General features: G+C 64.0%; 18 protein-coding genes. 7 read left to right on the top strand and 11 right to left on the bottom strand.

What is annotated here, in order from left to right; genetic code table 11:
* Nucleotides 1-83 precede the first annotated feature (83 nt).
* The 3 genes from AC1DQR_RS29950 (at nt 84) to AC1DQR_RS29940 (ending at nt 3565) form a co-directional block, all read left to right on the top strand.
* Nucleotides 84-1601 (top strand): MFS transporter, encoded by a 1518-nt coding sequence (locus AC1DQR_RS29950; RefSeq protein ID WP_477134290.1) that lies wholly within the window; start codon nt 84-86, stop codon nt 1599-1601.
* A gap of 75 nt (nt 1602-1676) precedes the next feature.
* A complete protein-coding gene (locus AC1DQR_RS29945; RefSeq protein ID WP_416052666.1) occupies nt 1677-2942 on the top strand; it encodes a M20 family metallopeptidase in 1266 nt (421 codons plus the stop codon).
* Nucleotides 2939-3565 carry a trimeric intracellular cation channel family protein gene (locus AC1DQR_RS29940; RefSeq protein WP_416052667.1) on the top strand — a complete coding sequence of 209 codons (627 nt, stop codon included), beginning with the start codon at nt 2939-2941 and terminating at the stop codon, nt 3563-3565. The genes AC1DQR_RS29945 and AC1DQR_RS29940 overlap by 4 nt, the downstream gene beginning before the upstream one ends.
* 403 nt (nt 3566-3968) lie before the next feature.
* Here the strand turns inward: AC1DQR_RS29940 and AC1DQR_RS29935 are convergent, their stop codons facing one another.
* From AC1DQR_RS29935 to AC1DQR_RS29920, 4 genes are all read right to left on the bottom strand, one after another.
* Nucleotides 3969-5039, bottom strand: a complete 1071-nt coding sequence (locus AC1DQR_RS29935) for a porin (protein WP_477134289.1) — start codon at nt 5037-5039, stop codon at nt 3969-3971.
* Nucleotides 5040-5490: 451 nt separating this feature from the next.
* On the bottom strand, nt 5491-8535 hold the full coding sequence (locus AC1DQR_RS29930) for an FAD-binding and (Fe-S)-binding domain-containing protein (RefSeq protein ID WP_477134288.1): 3045 nt from the start codon (nt 8533-8535) through the stop codon (nt 5491-5493).
* Nucleotides 8536-8745: 210 nt separating this feature from the next.
* Nucleotides 8746-10014, bottom strand: a complete 1269-nt coding sequence (locus AC1DQR_RS29925) for an MFS transporter (RefSeq protein ID WP_416052670.1) — start codon at nt 10012-10014, stop codon at nt 8746-8748.
* A 247-nt stretch (nt 10015-10261) separates the two neighbouring features.
* Nucleotides 10262-11482 carry a pyridoxal-phosphate-dependent aminotransferase family protein gene (locus AC1DQR_RS29920; RefSeq protein ID WP_416052671.1) on the bottom strand — a complete coding sequence of 407 codons (1221 nt, stop codon included), beginning with the start codon at nt 11480-11482 and terminating at the stop codon, nt 10262-10264.
* A 170-nt stretch (nt 11483-11652) separates the two neighbouring features.
* Between AC1DQR_RS29920 and AC1DQR_RS29915 the strand changes: the two genes are divergently transcribed.
* Both AC1DQR_RS29915 and AC1DQR_RS29910 read left to right on the top strand, forming a co-directional pair.
* Nucleotides 11653-12378 (top strand): GntR family transcriptional regulator, encoded by a 726-nt coding sequence (locus tag AC1DQR_RS29915; protein ID WP_150984617.1) that lies wholly within the window; start codon nt 11653-11655, stop codon nt 12376-12378.
* Nucleotides 12379-12464: 86 nt separating this feature from the next.
* A complete protein-coding gene (locus AC1DQR_RS29910) occupies nt 12465-12683 on the top strand; it encodes a DUF2188 domain-containing protein (protein ID WP_416052672.1) in 219 nt (72 codons plus the stop codon).
* A gap of 68 nt (nt 12684-12751) precedes the next feature.
* Here the strand turns inward: AC1DQR_RS29910 and AC1DQR_RS29905 are convergent, their stop codons facing one another.
* From AC1DQR_RS29905 to AC1DQR_RS29895, 3 genes are all read right to left on the bottom strand, one after another.
* Nucleotides 12752-13039 carry a XapX domain-containing protein gene (locus tag AC1DQR_RS29905; RefSeq protein ID WP_416052673.1) on the bottom strand — a complete coding sequence of 96 codons (288 nt, stop codon included), beginning with the start codon at nt 13037-13039 and terminating at the stop codon, nt 12752-12754.
* Nucleotides 13040-13131: 92 nt separating this feature from the next.
* Nucleotides 13132-15003, bottom strand: a complete 1872-nt coding sequence (locus tag AC1DQR_RS29900; RefSeq protein ID WP_416052674.1) for an amidohydrolase — start codon at nt 15001-15003, stop codon at nt 13132-13134.
* A gap of 85 nt (nt 15004-15088) precedes the next feature.
* The gene (locus AC1DQR_RS29895; protein ID WP_416052675.1) at nt 15089-15775 is read right to left on the bottom strand and encodes a hydrolase; all 687 of its coding nucleotides are present in this window, start codon (nt 15773-15775) and stop codon (nt 15089-15091) included.
* A gap of 338 nt (nt 15776-16113) precedes the next feature.
* Here AC1DQR_RS29895 and AC1DQR_RS29890 point away from each other — a divergent pair, with 338 nt between their 5' ends.
* Nucleotides 16114-16878: an SDR family oxidoreductase gene (locus AC1DQR_RS29890; RefSeq protein WP_416052676.1), complete on the top strand. Its 765-nt coding sequence runs from the start codon at nt 16114-16116 to the stop codon at nt 16876-16878.
* Nucleotides 16879-16987: 109 nt separating this feature from the next.
* On the opposite strand, the gene AC1DQR_RS29885 is transcribed toward AC1DQR_RS29890, so the two are convergent.
* Nucleotides 16988-17695, bottom strand: a complete 708-nt coding sequence (locus AC1DQR_RS29885) for a hypothetical protein (RefSeq protein WP_416052677.1) — start codon at nt 17693-17695, stop codon at nt 16988-16990.
* A gap of 220 nt (nt 17696-17915) precedes the next feature.
* On the opposite strand from AC1DQR_RS29885, the gene AC1DQR_RS29880 reads away from it, so the two are divergent.
* Entirely contained in the window at nt 17916-18233 is a 318-nt protein-coding gene (locus AC1DQR_RS29880) for a high-potential iron-sulfur protein (RefSeq protein WP_174425926.1), read from the top strand.
* Nucleotides 18234-18251: 18 nt separating this feature from the next.
* Here the strand turns inward: AC1DQR_RS29880 and AC1DQR_RS29875 are convergent, their stop codons facing one another.
* From AC1DQR_RS29875 to AC1DQR_RS29865, 3 genes are read right to left on the bottom strand one after another with little or no spacing between them, the layout of a single operon-like run.
* Nucleotides 18252-18659 (bottom strand): Na+/H+ antiporter subunit G, encoded by a 408-nt coding sequence (locus tag AC1DQR_RS29875; RefSeq protein ID WP_416053271.1) that lies wholly within the window; start codon nt 18657-18659, stop codon nt 18252-18254.
* A 24-nt stretch (nt 18660-18683) separates the two neighbouring features.
* On the bottom strand, nt 18684-18959 hold the full coding sequence (locus tag AC1DQR_RS29870; protein ID WP_043355509.1) for a K+/H+ antiporter subunit F: 276 nt from the start codon (nt 18957-18959) through the stop codon (nt 18684-18686).
* The gene (locus AC1DQR_RS29865) at nt 18944-19447 is read right to left on the bottom strand and encodes a Na+/H+ antiporter subunit E (RefSeq protein WP_416052678.1); all 504 of its coding nucleotides are present in this window, start codon (nt 19445-19447) and stop codon (nt 18944-18946) included. Before AC1DQR_RS29865 ends, AC1DQR_RS29870 begins: the two co-directional genes overlap by 16 nt.
* Nucleotides 19448-19451 lie beyond the last annotated feature (4 nt).

Here is a 19451-nt window from a genome sequence, read left to right as displayed (position 1 = left end):
GTCATGGCGTACCAGTTCGGCACCAACGTGCGCTTCTTCTCTGAATTGATTCAAAAATCACTCACGCTGATTCTCCTACCGCCATGACGCGTAGCAAGCCGCTGCTGAGCATGCATCCGGAGCTCTCCTCGGTGCGTGTCTATCTGATCGGGCTGGCGCTCGGCTGCGCGACCGGCGTCGACTTTTGGGCGTCGGCGATGATGGGGGTCGCGGGCACCCACATTCGCGGTGGGGTACATGCCTCGCCAGAAGATTTCCTCTGGAGCATGACTTCCTATGCCGCGGCTGCGGTAGTCGCCAATCTGATGCTGCGCCGCCTGGCCCGCGACATTAGCTATCGCGGTTTCACGCTCGCAGGCCTGGCAATAGCCAGCTTCGGCGCGGTGTTGTGCGCACTCTCTCGAAATTCGCTGGAATTGAGCCTTGCGCGTGCCGTCCAGGGGTTCGGGGCGGGGGGCCTGTTTGCCGCTTCGCGCATCATCATTCAGATCGCTGCGGCGCGCGAGGAGCGGCGCCCGCTCTTTATCGGCTTCAGTATTGGCTCCATGGGCCTGGTCGCTCTGGCTCCATGGATTACGGCAAAACTCGTAGAAAGTGCGGACTGGCAGATGGTCTTTGTTCTGCAGGGGGGGATCGCGTTGCTGACGCTGATCTTTGTGCTGGCGACCTATCCGAAACGGCTTACCGCCACACGTGCGCCATGGGAGGTCGATGTCCAGGACATGGACTGGGTGACGGTCGTCCTGCTCGGCGCCGGTGCGCTAGTTTTGCTGCACGGACTGGGCGACCTGCGCTTCTATGAACTGACCAGTTCGCCCTCGGTTGTCCTGACCCCGATTGTCGGCCTGATCTTCTTCGCAGCTGCCTTCGCTCACTTGCACGGGCATCCCGACCCCTGGCTTGACCCCAAGCTGCTGCTAGGTCGCCGCTTTCTGGTCGGGCTGACCTTTTACGCGATTTATTACTTCCTGAACGGGCTGTGGACCTATGTGGTGTCCACAATGCTACAGGGCGGGCTAGGTTTCACATTCCAGACCACCGGCACGGTACTGACAACAACTGGCCTGATCGGCTTTGCCGCAGCCATGGCCTTCACTTTCGGCAGCACGCTACTGGTCGGGACAAGGCGCTATATTGCGATTGGCTATCTGTTGTTCGCGGGTTCCGCCTGGCTGCTCTCTCAGCGCATGATGCCTGGCGCATCCATTGCAGTGCTTCTGCCCGCGCTCGCCATGCAGAGCCTGACGGTCCCGTTCATCCTGATGCTGGTAGCAGGCCTGACGTGGGCGGACTTTAACGTGGACGATTTCGCCCATGGCTACCAGTTCAAGAACATCGTGCGACAGATCGCCTCGGCAGGAGGAACAGGACTCGCAAGCCTCTGGCTGCAATTTGGCGAGGTCCTGGCCCGCACGCAACTGATTGCCAAGGTGACGCCGTTTGACTTCCCACAGGGGATCGACCAGACCGAGCTTGCACGGTTGTCGCAACTGATCGACCAGCAGGCGACGCTAGTTTCCACCAGCAATCTGTTTGCGCTGCTGGCATTCACCTGCGTTGTCATTGCCGCAATAGCCGTTGTCCAGCATGCACTGCGATGAAGCGATCACACGCCCCTGCTAGTCGCTAGCGCGATGGCATGAGGCATCCTACATATTCACGATCTGGAGGTTGCCATGAATCCGCTCATCCAAGCCCTGACTATCTGTAGCGCGAAACTGCTGGGCGAACTCGAAACGATCTACAAGGATATCCACCAGCACCCAGAACTGTCGATGCAAGAGGTTCGCACCGCCAAGCTCGCGGCCGACTACATCGAAACGCTGGGCTACGAGGTGACGCGCGCGGTTGGCGTCACGGGCGTCGTCGGCGTATTGCGCAATGGCGAAGGCCCCACCGTGATGCTGCGCGCCGACATGGATGCGCTACCCATGGCGGAGAATACGGGCCTGCCCTATGCCAGCACCGTTAAGGCGAAAGATGAGGACGGTGTGGAGGTGGGCGTCGCGCACTCCTGTGGACACGACCTGCACGTGACCTGGCTGATGGGGGTGTCGCGAATTTTTGCAGAACATCGCGACGCCTGGAAAGGCACTGTCATGCTCGTGTTCCAGCCCGGCGAGGAAGTGGGCCGGGGTGCAGCGAGCATGGTTCAGGATTGGGGGGAGGGGCGCTTCCCCAAGCCAGACATTATCTTGGGGCAGCACGTGATGGTAGGACTGAGTGGAACGGTCTGCTACCGCCCGGGTGTCATCCTGTCAGCCGGTGACAGCTTGAAGATCAAACTATTCGGTCGCGGGTCACATGGCTCACAACCGCAGACCGCCATCGATCCGGTGATCATGGCTGCCGCCACCACATTGCGCCTGCAAACCATCGTTTCGCGTGAAATCTCGCCGCTGGACAATGCAGTGTTGACCATTGGCTCGCTGCAGGCCGGCACCAAGGAGAACATCATTCCCGACGATGCCACGATCAAGCTCAATATGCGCACCTTCGACGAAGATGTGCGCGAGTACATGCTGTCATCCGTCAAGCGAATTTGCTGCGCCGAGTGCGATGCCTCCAATGCCGAGCGGCCGCCCGAGTTCACCACGCTCAGCAGTTACCCGCTAACCGAAAACGACGATGCATCGACCCAGAAGATCGCGGCAGCCTTCAAAGCACAGTTTGGCGACAAGGCCTTCGAGACGTCTCCGGCGTCGGCAAGCGAGGACTTCAGCATCTTCGGGCGTACGTGGAATGTGCCGTACGTTTTCTGGTTCGTCGGCGGTACCGACCCCAGTGTGTATGCGCAGGCCAAGAAGGACAAGCAAATCAATAAGATACCTAGTAATCACTCGCCCAAGTTTGCACCGATCATCCACCCAACGCTGGAGACGGGGCTGCAGGCCATGTTGACAGCGGCGTCTGCCTGGCTTTGCGGTCATCAAGCGCCATGATGGAACACAGTCTCTTTGTCGTGGTCGACCTGTTTGGTACCTTCGCCTTTGCGGTCAGCGGTGCTCTTGCCGCTGAACAGAAGCGCCTCGATCTGTTCGGTGTCGTCGCGATCAGCTACATGACAGCCTGTGGCGGAGGAATCGTTCGGGATCTCTGCCTGGGCTCGTTACCGCCGGTAGGCATCTCAGATTGGCGGTATCTCGCGACTTCGGCGTTGGCCGCAGCGATGGCAATCTGGGCGCGTCCAATCGTTGACCACCTCAAGCATCCTGTCGTTTTTTTTGACTCGCTTGGACTGGGCTTCTTTGCGGTCGTTGGCGCACACAAGGCGCTGCTGCTTGGCCACAACATCGAGGTTGCCATCGTGCTCGGCATGGTGACCGCTGTCGGCGGCGGCATGGCGAGAGATGTGGTGCTCAATCGCGTGCCGATCATCCTGCAGAAAGAGATCTATGCACTCGCCGCACTGGTTGGCGCAGCCTTACAAGTTCTTGGACAATTCATGGAATGGAGGGTGGCAGTTACGCCTTGGTTTGCGGCTTCGATCTGCTTCGCAATCCGCCTGCTTGCCCTGCGCTATTCCTGGAGCCTTCCAGTTTTTCATAAGACGGACGCCGCGTAGTCAGCGAAAGCGTCCGATGCCAACCGTGTAGACGCAAGCGCCGCACTTGACCGACCATTCGCGTGATGGGCTGTTCGCTGGGCACTGACAAACAAGGAGTGTGTCTTGCGTAGATCTGCGGGAACGTGCGCAAGGGATGGTTTGACAAAGAGGCCGTGCTTCTGACGATTCGCGAGCCGATTGCTGATCGCGCGTGCACGACTTGAGTACTGAATTTCCTTGGCGCGCTCTGATACGTCAAGAAATGACGACAGTATCGTCATCCCTGGGCAACGTGACTGCGCGAAAAAAGGCCGGCAGATCTGCCGGCCAAGCGTCCTTGCACCCAGTGAACAAAGGCAAGGTCGATATGACTTGTCTCCAGCGCACCCCGACAGCACGCTGGCTGATATCACGAGCGGTATTAGAAGCGGTGACGCACGCCAACCATGGCGCCGGTCTGGTTCTGGCCGGGCAGGGTGTTCATTGCGTTGGTCACGCCGTAGGTTGCCTGCCCCTTGTTCTTCACGTAGCCAAGCAGCACGTAGGCATCGGTGCGCTTGGACAGGGCATAGTCGGCATTCAAGACGTACATCCACGAACTGTTGCTGTCCTTGCGGGCGTCGGTGTAGTAAGCCGCGCCGGTCAGGCTGAAGGCAGGGGTGAACTTATACAGCGCGCCCAGCCAGTACAGGTTGTCTTGGCGGACTACGGTCGCACTGGAGACCTCATCGCGCATCCAGCGATAGCCGGCGAACACCTTGGCATCGCCGAACGCATACGCGCCACCGATTGCGGCGCGCTTGGCCGCAGCGCCGGACGTGGCAATGGTGCTGCCCTGGTACTGGTCATAGGCGACACCCACCGAGACCGGGCCGTTCGCGTACGCCAAGCCGCCACCGAAGTTCTTGCCAACCCGGAAGCTACCCGGCACTTCCCCACCGTTGGTGATGTTGCTATCGCGGCCGAAGCTGTAGAAACCGGTGGCGGTCAGGCCGCCGAACTTGCCGGTGTACTTGACGGCGTTGTCGGCGCGGCCGTTGAAGCCCTGGGTATCGACCGAGTTGAGCGAGTAGCTGCTGCCGACCGCCATCGGGTCGTAGGCGCCGAACAGGTCATACAGGGCGTTTTGCTGGCGGCCCAGCGTGACTGCGCCGAAGTTGCTCTGCAGGCCAACATAGGCCTGACGGCCGAACAAGCGGTTGCCTTGGGCGGACTTTCCCATGTCGAGGTCAAAACCGCTTTCCAGCACGAAGATGCCCTTCAGGTTATTGCCCAGGTCCTCCACACCGCGAATGCCCCAGCGCGAACCGGAGAGGCCACCGGACGTCAAGCCTGTGACCGAGCCGCCACCGTTAGGGCCTTGCACGTGACTCTGGAAGCTAACGCCGGCATCGGCAATGCCGTAAAGCGTCACGCCAGACGATTGCGCTGAAGCAGCGGTGGACACGGCGCACGCAGCAGCTGCTGCCAAAACGAAGAGAGGTTTTTTCATGATCATTTTCGGTTTCTGATTGATCCGGTAGGGTCACGCTACCGGGGAAGCCTGCCTTGGCGAGAAAGCGCGACAGCCAAGGCCAACTCCATGCGAGTGACGCATCGTAAGGCACTTATGTGACAGCAATAAGTAAATAGTTATCCAATCGGAACATCTATTGTTCCGGATACGGGAATAACTGTTCGAGCAGGCAGCCAAGTGAAGCGTCGCCCTGGGGGCGTGCGTGGGGCTGAGCGGGGGACGAGACTCACGCGGTTGAGTCGCAGTAAGGCAGTGAGTTTGGCAATAGCCCCGAAGGACCTGCCAGGCTATGCCATCAGGGTGTGGAATTGCCGCACCGCAGCGGTAGTGCTCCCTCCGGGCCGGTGGATTTGCCCCTTGGCAAAACAGCGATCCACGCAGCGATCGCTGCGTGGCCTGAGCAGCACCAGGGTGAACTGCGCGTGCATCAGGCCTGGGGCCCGCCCTGCCGCTTCAGCGCCATCGCCAGCACACGCGCCACGTGCATGGCCTCGGTATCGGCGCCGTCCAGGATCTGGTGGCGGCAGCTGGTGCCGTCGGCCACCACGATGGCATTGGCGGCGCGCTTGCGCACCGCTGGCAGCAGCGACAGCTCGGCCATGGCCTTGGACGCCTCGTAGTGCTCGGCCTCGTAGCCAAAGCTGCCCGCCATGCCGCAGCAGGACGATTCCACCGGGGAGACCTTCAGGCCGGGGATCCAGCCCAGCACGGTCTGCACCGGGGTGAAGGCGTCGAATGCCTTCTGGTGGCAGTGGCCGTGCACCACGGCCTCGCTCGTGTGCAGCGCATCAAGATCGAGCCAGAGGCGGCCGGCTGCCTTCTCACGCACCAGGAACTCCTCGAACAGGAAGGCCTGCGCGGCCAGCTTCCTGGCCTCGTCGCCATAGCCGTAATTCAGGAACTCATCGCGCAAGGACAGCAGGCACGAAGGCTCCAGGCCGACAATGGGAATGCCGCGATCGACATAGGGCTTGACCGCATCCAGCAGGCGCCGCGCCTCCTCCTTGGCCTGGTCCACCAGCCCCGCCGCAAGAAAGGTGCGGCCGCAGCACAAGGGGCGCTCGCCTTCGCGGCGGTTGAAATGCACCGTGTAGCCCGCCGCCTCCAGCACCTGCTGGGCTGCCAGTGCGTTCTCCGGCTCCATGTAGTTGCTGAAGGTGTCGACGAAGAGCATGACTTCGCGGCCCGCCCCGCCTTGGCGCGTTACCTTGGCTTTTGACAGGAACGCGGCCTTGAAGCGCGGCAGCGAGCGTTGCGGCGCAAATCCCATGGCCCGCTTCACCACACCGGAGATGCCGGGAATGCCATCGGCCAGCGCCAGCAGCGCGGCAAGGCGGCTCGCCACGGGCGCATAGCGCGGCATGAACGCCACCATGCGCTCGCGCAGGGTGATGCCGTGCCGCTGGGCCCAGGCATGGCGCGCTTCGATCTTGAACCTGGCCATGTCCACGCCGGTCGGGCAATCACGCTTGCAGCCTTTGCAGGAGACGCACAGGTCGAGCGCTTCCTTGACTTCGGGGCTGGCAAGGCCGTCATCGCCCAGCTGCCCCGACACTGCCAGCCGCAGCGTATTGGCACGGCCGCGCGTGACGTGCTGCTCGTCCTTGGTCACGCGATAGCTCGGGCACATGGTGCCCGCGTCGAACTTGCGGCAGTGGCCATTGTTGTTGCACATCTCCACCGCCGCAGCCAGCCCGCCGGCGCGGTCGGTGCCCGTGCCGGGCGCCGTTTCCTCGCCGGTCAGCGGGTTGCGGCTGACGTTCCATGCGGACCAGTCGAGCGCCGGCGTGAGTGGCAAGGCGGCATAGCCCGGCGCAAAGCGGAAGTTCTCGCGCGCGTCCATCTTGGGCGGGCGCACGATCTTGTCCGGGTTGAAGCGGTTGTCCGGATCGAACAGCGCCTTGATCTCGCCGAAGGCGGCGTTGACGCGCGGGCCATACTGCCAGGCCACCCATTCGCCCCGGCACAGGCCGTCGCCATGTTCTCCGGAGTACGCGCCCTTGTACTCGCGCACCAGCTCCGCGGCTTCCTCGGCGATCTCGCGCATGCGCACCGCGCCGTCGCGCCGCATGTCCAGGATCGGGCGCACATGCAGCGTGCCCACGCTGGCATGGGCATACCAGGTGCCTTCGGTCTCGTGCTTGTGGAACACGGCGGTAAGCCGGCGGGTGTACTCGGCCAGGTGCTCCAGCGGCACGGCGCAATCCTCGATGAAGGAGACCGGCTTGCCGTCGCCCTTCATGCTCATCATGATATTGAGCCCGGCCTTGCGCACATCCCACAACGCCTTCTGCGACCTGGCGTCGGCCATCTTGACCACCGAGCCGGGCAGACCCAGGTCGCTCATCAGCGCCGCCAGGTCGTCGAGCTGCGCCAGCAGCGCGCTGTGTTCCTCCCCTGCGAACTCGACCAGCAGGATGGCCTGCGGCTCGCCGGACAAGGCGCTCTCGATGACGGGGCGGAACGCCGGGTTCTCCATCGACAGGTCGATCATGGTGCGATCCACCAGTTCCACCGCAACCGGCTTGAGCCTGACGATATGCTGCGTCATGTCCATGGCCTGGTAGAACGTGGGGAAATTCACCACGCCCAGCACCTTGTGCCGCGGCAGCGCGGATAGCTTCAGCGTGACCTGCCGGCTATACGCCAGCGTGCCCTCCGAACCCACGAGGATATGCGAGAGATTGGCGTAGCCATCGTCGGTATAGGCGCGCGGATTCTGGCATGCGAACAGGTCGATGTTGTAGCCGGCCACACGGCGCAGCACCTTGGGCATACGCTCGGCAATCTCGTCGCGCTCGCGCGTGGCGATGCGTTGCAAGCCCTTCAGGATGCCCGCTGCGCGCGGATCGGAAACGGGTGCCTTCAGCGAGCCGAAATGGCATTGGCTGCCATCTGCCAGCACGGTATCGATGCCCAGCACGTTGTGCACCATGTTGCCGTACTCGATGGAGCGCGAGCCGCAAGAGTTGTTGCCGGCCATGCCGCCGATGGTGCATTGCGCCCCCGTCGACACATCTACCGGGAACCACAGGCCGTGCGGTTTCAGCCAGGCATTGAGGTGGTCCAGCACAATGCCGGGCTCAACCGTAACGGTGGCGGCCACGGGATCGAAATCCACCACGTTGTTCAGCCACTTGCTGTTGTCAATCACCAGCGCCTCGCCAACCGTCTGGCCGCACTGGCTGGTGCCTGCGCCGCGCGCCAGTACCGGGGCTTTTTCGTCGCGGGCGATCTCCAGCGCCAGCAACAGGTCCGCCTGGTCCCGCGGCACCACCACGCCGATGGGCGTGATCTGGTAGATCGAGGCATCGGTGGCGTAGCGGCCCCGGCTGGCGCGGTCGAAGAACACGTCGCCGCGCAGTTCCTTGCGCAAACGGGCCGAGAGCGGCGACAGCGCCGGGCCGGCGCGGCCCGGCGACGGCACGAGATGGATCGGCTTGACGAGCATCGGGGAGGAGGATGGGTTCATGGCTTTCTACCAGGGCTTGTGTGGGAGCGGCGCCGTACCGGCGCGCCGTGTCATGCGAGGATCAGTTCAGCCGGCGGCAGGCCGGCGATCCGGCCCAGCGCCACGCCCGCCCGGGCGGGAAAATGCATGCCCGTGCACGACCCGGCGATGGATAGAGATGGGCATAGGGCTGGCGCATGGTTTGCGGGTCGGTTGGCATGTCTGCGTGGCTCAGGCGCGCAACGGCTTCGTGGCATCCGCGGGCTCGGCTTCGAACTTGCTCTCAGGCTGCATGCGCAAGGCCAGGATCACGCCGATACCCATCAGCACCATGCTGCCGATAAAGGGCAGCTCCCAGCTGCCGAAGCGGTCGATCAGGTAGCCCGAGAGCACTGGCGAGATGATCGCGGCCAGCGCCGAGCCGGAATTCATCATCCCGCTCGCGGTGCCGGAATGCTCCGGCGCGATATCCATGGGAATCGCCCACATTGGCCCGATCGTCATCTCGGCAAAGAAGAAGCCGGCGGCCAGGCAAGCCATCGAGACATAGAGGTTGTGCGTAAACAGCAGGGGGAGCAGCGACAACATGGTCAGCAGCATGCAGACCGCCACCATCCCGCTGCGCGCGCGCTTCAGGCTGCCGGTGCGGTCGTAGAGCTTGTCGGTGACGATGCCGCCCAGGGTGTCGCCGATCACACCGGCAAAGAATACGGCGGAGGCAAAGATGGCGGACTTCTTCAGGTCCAGGTCGTAGCTATGCAGGAAGTACTGCGGAATCCAGCTCAGGAACAACCACAGGGTCCAGCCGTAGCAGAAGTAGACGATGGTCACGGGGGCCATGCGCTTGAACAGGCGGCGCCAGGGCACGTTGGCAGCCTTTTTCCTGGGGGCGGGCAGCGTCTCGAGTTCTGCCGGAGTCATGCGGGGATGGTCCTTCGGATGCTCGGTGAAGGTCACCGCCCACAGCGCCACCCAGACCAGGCTGATCGCGCCGCAGATGTAAAACGACTCGCGCCAGCCGTAGACCGCCATGATGGCGACGACCGCGGCCGGGGCCACGGCGTTGCCGACCCGGGCGCAGGCATGGGTGATGCCCTGCGCGAAGCCGCGCTTTTCCTTGGGCACCCAGCGTGCCATGGCGGCGGTGGCCGCCGGAAAGGTAGCGCCCTCGCCCAGGCCCAGCAGCAAGCGCGCGGCGAGCAGGGAAACCAGACCGCCGGCAAAGCCCGTGAGCAACGTGGCAACGGCCCACAGCACGCCGCAGACCATCAGGGTGCGCTTGGCGCCGAACCGGTCGCTCACCCAGCCGCCGATGATCTGGAACACCAGGTAGGGATAGGCAAAGGCCGAGAACACCAGGCCGATCTCGGTCTTGCTGAGGTTGAACTCCTGGCCAAAGCCGGCCGCGGCCGTGCTCACATTGACGCGGTCCAGGTAGGTGATGAAATACATGATGCATAACATCCCCAGCACGACGCTGGTTGCACGCAGGCGCTTCATGGTTTGTCTCCGTTGTGTTGTTCCTGCCCGCCCGGCGGGACGCCGGGGCCAGGGCGAATTCATCGCGGCCGGCTCTATGGCCGGTTCCCGCTACTGCGCACAGGCGGTGCCACGGCTGCCGAACAGCAAAAATGGGCAACACCTGTCCCTGGCCTCACCCCAGGGGTGAAGCCATGCCTGCTTGCACTCGCTCGCTTGTTATTGCGTTGCGCGGTTCAGGAAGGCCGCCCGGCCCTCCCGTGCTGGCTTATGCCGCGGCCTTCAGCACCGGGCTATCCGCATGTGATGCCAGGTACTCCATCGCCGCCACGACGCCGCTGGCCGCCACCGGCACGCCGGTGAGCTTCAGCCCCATCTCGCAGCCGGACAGCGTGGCCATCAGCGTGAGGTCGTTGCAGTCGCCGAGATGCCCGATGCGGAACATCTTGCCGCGTATCTTGCCCAGTGCCTGTCCCAGCGACATGTCGAAGCGTTCATAGATGCGCTTGCGCACGTCGTCGGCATCCACGCCGTCGGGCATCATCACGCCCGTCAGCACGGGGCTGTACACGGAGGCGTCCGCGCACTGGATCTCCAGGCCCCAGGCCCGCACCGCGCGGCGCGTGGCTTCGGCCAGCCGCTGGTGCCGCGCGAAGACGTTGTCCAGGCCCTCCTCCAGGATCATGTCCAGCGCCTCGGACAGGCCATAGAGCAGATTGGTGTTCGGCGTGTACGGCCAGTAGCCGTTCTTGTTGGCTTCGATGATCTCGTCCCAGGCCCAGAACGCGCGCGGCAGCTTTGCCGCCTTGCTGGCCGCGATGGCCTTGGGCGACAGCGCATTGAAGCTGATCCCCGGCGGCAGCATCAGCCCCTTCTGCGAGCCCGATACCGTCACATCCACGCCCCACTCGTCGTGGCGATAGTCCGCCGAGGCCAGGCCGGAGATGGTGTCCACCAGCAGCAGCGCCGGGTGGCCGGCCGCGTCGATGGCGCGGCGCACCGCGGCGATGTCGGAGGTCACGCCGGTCGAGGTCTCGTTGTGCACCACGCACACCGCCTGGATGACGTGCGCGCTGTCGGCGCGCAGGCGGGCTTCGATCATGTCGGCCTGCACGCCACGGCGCCAGCCCTCGATGCCGGGCAGCCCGAGGAATTCCGGCTTCAACCCGAGCGCTTGCGCCATCTTTTTCCACAGCGTGGCGAAGTGACCCGTCTCGAACATCAGCACCGTGTCGCCGGGGCTCAGCGTATTGGTCAGCGCGGCCTCCCAGGCGCCGGTGCCAGAGGCCGGATAGATGATGACCGGCTGCTCGGTCTTGAAGATCTTCTTGATGTCCGCCAGCACCTTGCGGCCCAGCGCGCCGAACTCCGGGCCACGGTGGTCGATGGTCGGGTAGCTCATGGCACGCAGGATCCGGTCGGGCACGGGGCTCGGGCCGGGGATCTGCAGGAAGTGGCGGCCGGCGGGGTGGAAGTCGAGTTTGATCATGGGTTGTCCCTCCTTTGTGAATTATGCATTTTGCATTCAAAATACTTTAGCAGACGAACCGCGCCACATCCAAGCGCTGTTTTGGCCTGAACACTGGGTGTTTACCCCGAATTTGGGTGCCTGCCAGGAGATGCAGTAGAATGCGAAAAACGCAAAGATAAGGACTTTGAATGCAGAATCCATCTGGCAGCGACCTCACGCGCCCTGCCGCGGTCCTCCCCAAGGTCGAGCGCCAGCGGCTGCACGACACGGTAGTCGACCACCTGCGCAAGTTCATCGTGGAAGGCGTGCTGTCCCCGGGCATGAAGCTCAACGAACGTGAGCTATGTGAAACGCTGGGCATCTCCCGCACGCCGCTGCGCGAGGCGTTCAAGGTGCTGGCGGCGGAGGGCCTGATCGAGATCTCGCCCAACCGGGGCGCCAGCGTCTCGCGCATGACGGAGGCGGAAGTCTGGGAGACGTTCGAGCTGATGAGCGGTCTGGAAGCCTTCTCGGGCGAGCTGGCTTGCGAGCGCATCACGCCGGCCGAGCTGGCCGAGATCAAGGCGCTGCATTATTCGATGCTGGCCTGCCGCGTGCAGAACGACCTGCCGGGCTACTACAGCCGCAACCAGGAAATCCACGACCGCATCAACGAGGCGGCGCGCAACACCGCGCTGCGCCAGACCTACCAGGGCATCAACCGCCGCCTGAAGGCGCTGCGCTTTCGCTCCAACCACCAGACTGACAAGTGGGACCGCGCCGTGCATGATCACGAAGACATGATCAAGGCACTGGAGGCGCGTGACGGCAAGCTGCTGGGCGCCATCCTCAAGCGCCACTTGCTGGAAAAGCGCGACGCCATCATGCAGATCCATCCGGACCCGGTCGGCGACCCGCCTGCCCACAACGATTAAAGTCAGACGGTCTCCGATAGCCATGTGCTGGCACTGGACCAGAATGGAGTCAGCTGCTATCTGCTAGAAGCCCACAGGAGATTGTCATGACAGCCCAAAACATCCACGTTTTGCCGCATGGTTCCGGATGGGATGTGATCCAGGAAGGCGCGCGCTATGCCAACTCGCATCACGCGTCGCAGGAAGACGCCGTGGAGGCCGGCACGCGCGACGCCCAGCGCGAGCAGGTCGAGTTATTGATTCACGGATTGGACGGACAGATCCGTACCCGCAGCAGCTTTGGGCATGAGCCTCGCTCGATATAGCGCTGAAGATGGGCAAGCCGGGGCATAAGTCCCGGTCCTGGCGCCATGCCCCCCGCGTGGGCCGGCACCTACGTGCCGTTCTTGTCCCCCGTGCTGGCCACCGTTGCCGCCGCCCCTTGTGCCGGCGCAGGCGGCGCACCACTGATCTTGGGCACGCACTCGGAGCGGAACCACGCAACGGTGATCGGCTCGCCGGCCATCAAGCGCTTCGCGGTAGGCACCACCTGCTCGCCAATCAGCATCCCAAGCAGCCCGATCAAGGCAATGGCGGGCGGGGCCGGCGAGCGGACCTGCAACAGCGCATAGATGATGCCAACCAGAATCCCCGCGCCGAACGAAACAAGAAACAGTTTCATGGTGCTTCTCCCTGGAAGTAGCCGCCGGTAGTAGCCGCCGGTAGTAGCCGCCGGTCAGGATGGTGGTGCGGACCAAAGCGTCTTCCCTGCCATCAGAACGCCCAGCAGGAGCAACCCAACGCGCCCCAGAACCCGCGGTGATCCGACACCGGCGCGCTGGACTGCCACGCACCCGCGTGTGCATGGCCGTGCACGCCGCAGGCGCTCGCGCAGCCGCAGCCAGCCGTCACGGCCAGCGCCTGTGCGCCTGGCGCCCGCCGTGGCTGGTAGCCGCCAAAAGCGCGCACCGGCGCCCAGTCCGGCATGGCGGGCGGCAGCGGCGGCGCCAGCTTGCCGAAGTCGCCATCGCCATACACGACTTTGCCGCCCAGCATGGTCAGCACGGAGGTGATGTCCTGGATCTCGTCGCCCGGCACGGAGAAATAGTCGCTCGACAGCACCGCCAGGTCGGCCAGCTGCCCGGCCTGGATCTGGCCCTTCTTGCCTTGCTCGGAGGAGAACCAGGTATTGGCCTCGGTCCACAGGCGCAACGCAGCCTCGCGGTCGAGCAGGTTGGCCTGCGGATACAGCGAGAGTCCGCCCAGGGTCTTGCCCGTGACCATCCAGGACAGCGACACCCAGGGGTTGTACGACGCCACGCGCGTAGCATCGGTGCCGCCGCCCACCTTGACTCCGCGCTCCAGCATGCGCTTGATGGGCGGCGTGCTCTCGGCGGCCTTGGCGCCGTAGCGCTCGACGAAATACTCGCCCTGGTAGGCCATGCGGTGCTGCACGGCAATGCCGCCGCCAAGCGCGGCAATGCGGTCGATGTTGCGGTCGGTGATGGTCTCCGCGTGGTCGAAGAACCAGTGCAGGCCATCGAACGGCACGTCCCGCGCCACCTTTTCGTAGACGTCCAGCGCGCGGGAGATGGTCTCGTCATAGGTGGCGTGCAGCCGCCATGGCCAGCGGTTTTCCGCCAGCAGCCGGATCACCGGCTCCAGGTCGCCCTCCATCGATGGCGGCATCTCGGGACGCTCGACACGAAAGTCCTCGAAGTCCGCGGCGCTATAGACCAGCATTTCGCCGGCGCCGTTGTGCCGGTAGACGTCGTCGCCCTGCCCCGGCCTGACCTTGCCGGCCCAGGTCTTGAAATCACTGAGCTCGTCCTTGGGCTTTTGCGTGAAGAGGTTGTAGGCCAGCCGGATGGTCAGCAGCCCTTCGGCATGCAGGGACTCGATGATGCTGTAGTCCTGCGGATAATTCTGGAAGCCGCCGCCGGCATCGATCACGCCGGTGACGCCAAGCCGGTTGACCTCGCGCATGAAATGCCGCGTGGAATTCTTCTGGTACTCGGGCGGCAGCTTGGGGCCCTTGGCCAGCGTCGCATAGAGAATGGTCGCATTCGGCTTGGCCAGCAGCAGCCCGGTGGGATTGCCCAGGGCATCATGCACGATCTCGCCGCCCGGCGGATTTGGCGTGTCCCTCGTGTAGCCCACGGTACGCAGGGCGGCGCCGTTGAGGATGGCACGGTCGTAAAGGTGCAGGATGAATACCGGAGTATCCGGCGCGGCCGCGTTCAGCTCGTCGATGGTAGGCAGGCGCCTCTCCGCGAACTGCTGGTCGGTAAAGCCGCCCACCACGCGCACCCATTGCGGTGCCGGTGTGCGCGCCACTTGCTCCTTGAGCATGCGCATGGCATCGGCCAGCGAGCGCACGCCATCCCAGCGCAACTCCATGTTGTAGTTCAGCCCGCCGCGGATGATGTGCATATGGCTGTCGATCAGCCCCGGCACGACGCAACGGCCATGCAGGTCGATCACCTGGGTGCCGCTGTCCGCCAGGGCCATCACATCCTGCCGCGTGCCCACGGCAACGAACTTGCCATCCCGGATGGCAACGGCATCGGCCTGCGGGTTGGCGCGGTCAAGCGTGGCAAAGCGCCCGTTCATCAGGATCAGTTCGGGCTTGGCGGTGGCATCCATGGCGAGGCTCCGGTCGATGGCAACGACATGCAGCGGGGCCGCGGCAAAGCGGCACCCGCTGGTTCAGCAAAGCGCAGTCTGAGCGCTAGCGGGCGGGCACGGCCGGCAGGGCCTCGTGCTTGTCGCTGGTCCGTTGCTCGGCCTTGTGCACCATCGTGTAGGCATAATCCACGCCCATGCCGTAAGCGCCGGAGTGCTCCTTGACCAGTTTCATCACGGCGTCATAGGTGTCGCGGTGCGCCCAGTCACGCTGCCATTCGAGCAGCACCTGCTGCCAGGTCACGGGGACGACGCCGGCCTGGATCATGCGTTGCATGGCGTAGTCGTGCGCTTCCTTGGAAGTGCCGCCCGAGGCGTCGGCCACCATGTAGATTTCGTAGTTGCCCTCGGCCATCGCGCACAGCGCAAAACTGTTGTTGCACACCTCGGTCCACAACCCGGAGACGACGACTTTCTTGCGCCCGTTCGCCGCGAGCGCGTCACGCACCTTCTGGTCATCCCAGGAGTTCATCGACGTGCGTTCAAGCAGCGTCTTGCCAGGAAACACATCGAGCAATTCCGGATAGGTGAAGCCCGAAAAACTTTCGGACTCCACGGTAGTGATCGTGGTGGGAATATTGAAGATCTTCGCGGCCTTGGCCAATCCGACCGTATTGTTCTTCAGGGCCTGCCGGTCCATGGATTGCACGCCGAAGGCCATCTGCGGCTGGTGATCGATGAAAATCAACTGACTGTTCTGCGGCGTCAATACCTCGAGCTTCGGGTTAGTCATGGTGTTTCTCCGATGCGGACGTACGGATCGATCAAGGACGCGTGGCGCCCTCGCCTTGGATTCGCGTCGCGGGTGCAGCGCCCGCGTGCGCGCATGAAGCGATGCGAAGCAGGCCCCATGCTTTGAGCCTTACTAATATAGGAACTCTTTTCAAACGGGCCAGGCTTTTCTTGCGCGGCGGCGTGCACGCTTCATCAGCCCCTGCATGGCGTCATGCGCTTAAGTGAAATTTGTGATCCGGGCCTGTTGAAAATCGCTTTTGGCAACCATACTCGCTTAACCAGGCGCCATCAGGCGGAGCCATCCGCATGCGCCGAACGGAAAAAGGGAGAAACGCCATGGAACGCTTGGCCGGAAAGGTCGCCATCGTCACCGGTGCCAGCGGCGGCATCGGATTCGCTACGGCAAAGCTGTTTGCCGCCCAGGGCGCCAAGGTTGTCATCGGGGCGCGGCGCCAGGCAGAACTGGACGAACTGGCCGCGCAGATCCGCGCGGCCGGTGGCGACGCCATCGCGTTGGCTGGCGATGTGCGCGTGGAGGACTATGCCAAGGCACTGGTCGCGCTGGCGGTCGAGCGCTACGGCAGGCTGGATGTCGCGTTCAACAACGCGGGCACGCTGGGCGAATCCGGCCCCAGCACCAGTGTTTCCGAAGCGGGCTGGAATGACGCCATCGCGATCAACCTGACGGGCTCCTTCCTCGGCGCCAAGCATCAGATCGCGCAAATGCTCAAGAACGGCGGCGGCTCGGTCATCTTCACCTCGACGTTCGTCGGCTACAGCTTTGCGTTCCCCGGTGTGGCAGCCTATGCGGCGAGCAAATCGGGGCTGATCGGCCTAACCCAGGCGCTGGCCGCCGAATTCGGGCCGCAAGGGGTGCGTGTCAATGCGATATTGCCCGGGGCGGTGGACACCGACATGTACCGCAGCATGAACAGCACCGCGGAGTCCCAGTCCTTTATCACCAACCTCCACGCCCTGAAGCGCGTGGCCAGCGCGGACGAACTGGCCCGGTCGGTGCTGTACCTGGCATCCGACGATTCAGCCTTCGTGACCGGCACCGCGTCCCTGGTGGATGGTGGCGCATCGATCACGCGCACCTGAGCGAAAGCCACCAATAGGAGGCCACCTGGTGGCGCAGCACGTGGTGGACCGGCCCCGCTGCCTGCCAGGCAAGCTGGAGGCCAGCAGCCGGAATGTTGGCCGACGCCGATTAGCTCGCCGAACTGGCGGGAAGCACCGAAACACGGACGCTGGTAATGCCCAGCGGCTCGCGCCCGGCAGCATCCGGCGCGACCGTCCACGCCTTCAGCGTCTCGGCGACCGACTGCAACAGCGCCGCCCCCGTGGTGGACGCTTGGTCCAGCCCCAGCAGGACCTCGAACGACGCGCTGCGCTCGCCCGCCACCTGCAGCCGCGCATCCAGGTCGCCCAGCAAGGCGTAGACGGCATTGGCCAGCAGTTGCACAAAGCCGCGCTGCAGGCCAAGCGGCTGGTACTGCGGGCGAATCCACGACTCGACCAGCGTGACGAAGATCACGCCGGTTTCGTCGGCATTGATCTCGAACGCGCAGTACCCGACCGGATCCAGGTCTCGCGCGAGGATCAGGCGGTAGAACAGCACCTGGCCGCAAACCTCATCGGTATCCATGTCCATCTCGAATGCCTGGCCCGGCTCCCAGTCCTCGCTGTCGAGGACCTCGCCAACGGCCGGCTCGTCGCCGGCGTGCACTTCGAGATGGCTGCGCAGCGCAGCGAGCACCTCATCGCGCCCGGGCGCTTCCGGCGGTTCCGTATAGATGGCAAACCGCTCTGCCTCGCCCGCCTCGGCAAAGGCGGTGCCCATCAAGGGCGCGAGCTGCAAAGGCAGCGGCTCCTGCAGGGCTTGGCGGAGAGTGTCGGTATTGGTGGACGCGGTCATGAGCTTGATTGGACTTGATGAGGGCTTGGGATTGAATGCGCACCAGCGGCGCAGGCACAAAAAAAGTTAGCGCCGAGTTTGCCACAGATATGGCGCGGCGAAGCGCTCGGATGGGTTGGCGCCGCATCAACCCGCAACCAGCGCCTGTGCCACAATCGCCCCGCCGGATGCCGAAACACCCCGCAAAATATCCGCCGGCCCACAGAAAGAAGGAAGCCCCATGTCCTCTCGCCGTCAATTCATGAAAACAATGCCGGTGGCGGTTGTCGCAAGCCTCGCCGCCGTCCCGGCCTGGCGTGGCGCTTACGCCGCCGCGCCCACGCTCGACGAGGCCGATCCGCAGGCGGTCAAGCTGGGCTACAAGGCGGATACCCGCAAGGTGGACCAGGCCAAATATCCCAGGCATGCCGCCAGCCAGACCTGCGCCAACTGCCAGCTGTTCCAGGAAGGCGCCAACCCGGCAACGGGCGGCTGCGTGCTGTTTGGCGACAAGCAGGTAGCTGCCGCCGGATGGTGCAGTTCGTGGGAACAGGGATAAAGACCGAAGGTTGCACGCTCAGTTGCCCCGAGCGTCCCGGGGCGAAGCCGGCTCCGCGCCCTGCGCCGGCGCTTCGCTGCGCTCCCGGTCCTGCGCATCCCACAATCGCCCGCGCGTGCGCGGGTCCACCGGCAGCCGCTGCTGCATGGCCGCCTTGGCCAGCATATGGGCGCTGATCGGCGCGGTAAGAAACAGGAACGCAGTCACCAGCAACGCATGCAGGCTCAGGCCGTCGCCTTGGTTGCTGAAGAACACCACCGACGCCAACACCACGCCGCCAACGCCAAGCGTGGTCGACTTGGTCGGGCCGTGCAGGCGCATGAAGAAATCCGGCAGCCGGACGAGGCCGATGGCACCGACTAGGGTGAAGACGCTGCCGATCAGCAGCAGCGCGCAGGTGGCGATTTCCGCGACGGGGCTCATCAAGTCCATGGGGTCTCCCGGTGCCGTTTACTTGAGTTCGATGATGTCGCCGCGCTGCAGGTACTTGGTCAGCGCGACGGTGCCAATGAAGCCCATCACCGCGATCAGCAGCGCGATCTCGAAGAACAGCGCCGAGCGCAGCCAGATGCCGAACACCATGATCAGCGCGATGGCATTGATATTGAGCGTATCGAGCGCCACGATGCGGTCGGGCAGGCCCGGGCCGCGCACCAGGCGGATAAAGGTCAGCAGGCAGGCGATCCCGAGGATCGCCAGCGAGATCGGCATTACGACGGCAAGCATTCGAATATCTCCCTTAACGGTGTCTCGTAGCGCGTCTTGATCAGCGCGATCAGGCTGGCCTCATCGTCAAGATCCAGCACATGCACCAGCAGGCGGCGGCGGTCGTCGCTGAGTTCGGCGCACAAGGTGCCAGGGCTGAGCGACACAATGCCGATCAGCGCGGACAGCGCCAGCTCGTGCTCGACATCGATCGGCACCTGGATAAAGGCCGGGCGCATCCGGGACACCGGCCCCAGCACCAGGATGGCCACTTCCACATTGGCCACCACGATGTCGATAAGCACATGCACGAACAAGCGCAGCATCAGGTCGGGACGAGACACCCGCACCGGCCGCAGCCAGAGCCGTGCCCCGATCCGCAGCGAAAATGCCCAGCCGAGGAAGGCACCCAGCACCAAGTTGCCTGGCGATGCGCTATTAGTCAGCAGCAACCAGATCGCTAGCAGCGCCAGGCTGAGCCAAGGATGCGGGAACAAGCGTTTCCACATGGTG

The sequence above is a fragment of the Cupriavidus sp. 05L411 genome, assembly GCF_056398045.1.
Note: the sequence above shows the minus strand (reverse complement) of the source record. Positions and strands in the feature narration are given on the sequence as shown.

Coding starts and splice junctions, on each gene's coding strand:
- AC1DQR_RS29950 (WP_477134290.1), top strand. CDS start 84: ATGACGCGTAGCAAGCCGCTGCTGAGCATGCATCCGGAGCTCTCCTCG.
- AC1DQR_RS29945 (WP_416052666.1), top strand. CDS start 1,677: ATGAATCCGCTCATCCAAGCCCTGACTATCTGTAGCGCGAAACTGCTG.
- AC1DQR_RS29940 (WP_416052667.1), top strand. CDS start 2,939: ATGATGGAACACAGTCTCTTTGTCGTGGTCGACCTGTTTGGTACCTTC.
- AC1DQR_RS29935 (WP_477134289.1), bottom strand. CDS start 5,039: ATGAAAAAACCTCTCTTCGTTTTGGCAGCAGCTGCTGCGTGCGCCGTG.
- AC1DQR_RS29930 (WP_477134288.1), bottom strand. CDS start 8,535: ATGAACCCATCCTCCTCCCCGATGCTCGTCAAGCCGATCCATCTCGTG.
- AC1DQR_RS29925 (WP_416052670.1), bottom strand. CDS start 10,014: ATGAAGCGCCTGCGTGCAACCAGCGTCGTGCTGGGGATGTTATGCATC.
- AC1DQR_RS29920 (WP_416052671.1), bottom strand. CDS start 11,482: ATGATCAAACTCGACTTCCACCCCGCCGGCCGCCACTTCCTGCAGATC.
- AC1DQR_RS29915 (WP_150984617.1), top strand. CDS start 11,653: ATGCAGAATCCATCTGGCAGCGACCTCACGCGCCCTGCCGCGGTCCTC.
- AC1DQR_RS29910 (WP_416052672.1), top strand. CDS start 12,465: ATGACAGCCCAAAACATCCACGTTTTGCCGCATGGTTCCGGATGGGAT.
- AC1DQR_RS29905 (WP_416052673.1), bottom strand. CDS start 13,039: ATGAAACTGTTTCTTGTTTCGTTCGGCGCGGGGATTCTGGTTGGCATC.
- AC1DQR_RS29900 (WP_416052674.1), bottom strand. CDS start 15,003: ATGGATGCCACCGCCAAGCCCGAACTGATCCTGATGAACGGGCGCTTT.
- AC1DQR_RS29895 (WP_416052675.1), bottom strand. CDS start 15,775: ATGACTAACCCGAAGCTCGAGGTATTGACGCCGCAGAACAGTCAGTTG.
- AC1DQR_RS29890 (WP_416052676.1), top strand. CDS start 16,114: ATGGAACGCTTGGCCGGAAAGGTCGCCATCGTCACCGGTGCCAGCGGC.
- AC1DQR_RS29885 (WP_416052677.1), bottom strand. CDS start 17,695: ATGACCGCGTCCACCAATACCGACACTCTCCGCCAAGCCCTGCAGGAG.
- AC1DQR_RS29880 (WP_174425926.1), top strand. CDS start 17,916: ATGTCCTCTCGCCGTCAATTCATGAAAACAATGCCGGTGGCGGTTGTC.
- AC1DQR_RS29870 (WP_043355509.1), bottom strand. CDS start 18,959: ATGCTTGCCGTCGTAATGCCGATCTCGCTGGCGATCCTCGGGATCGCC.
- AC1DQR_RS29865 (WP_416052678.1), bottom strand. CDS start 19,447: ATGTGGAAACGCTTGTTCCCGCATCCTTGGCTCAGCCTGGCGCTGCTA.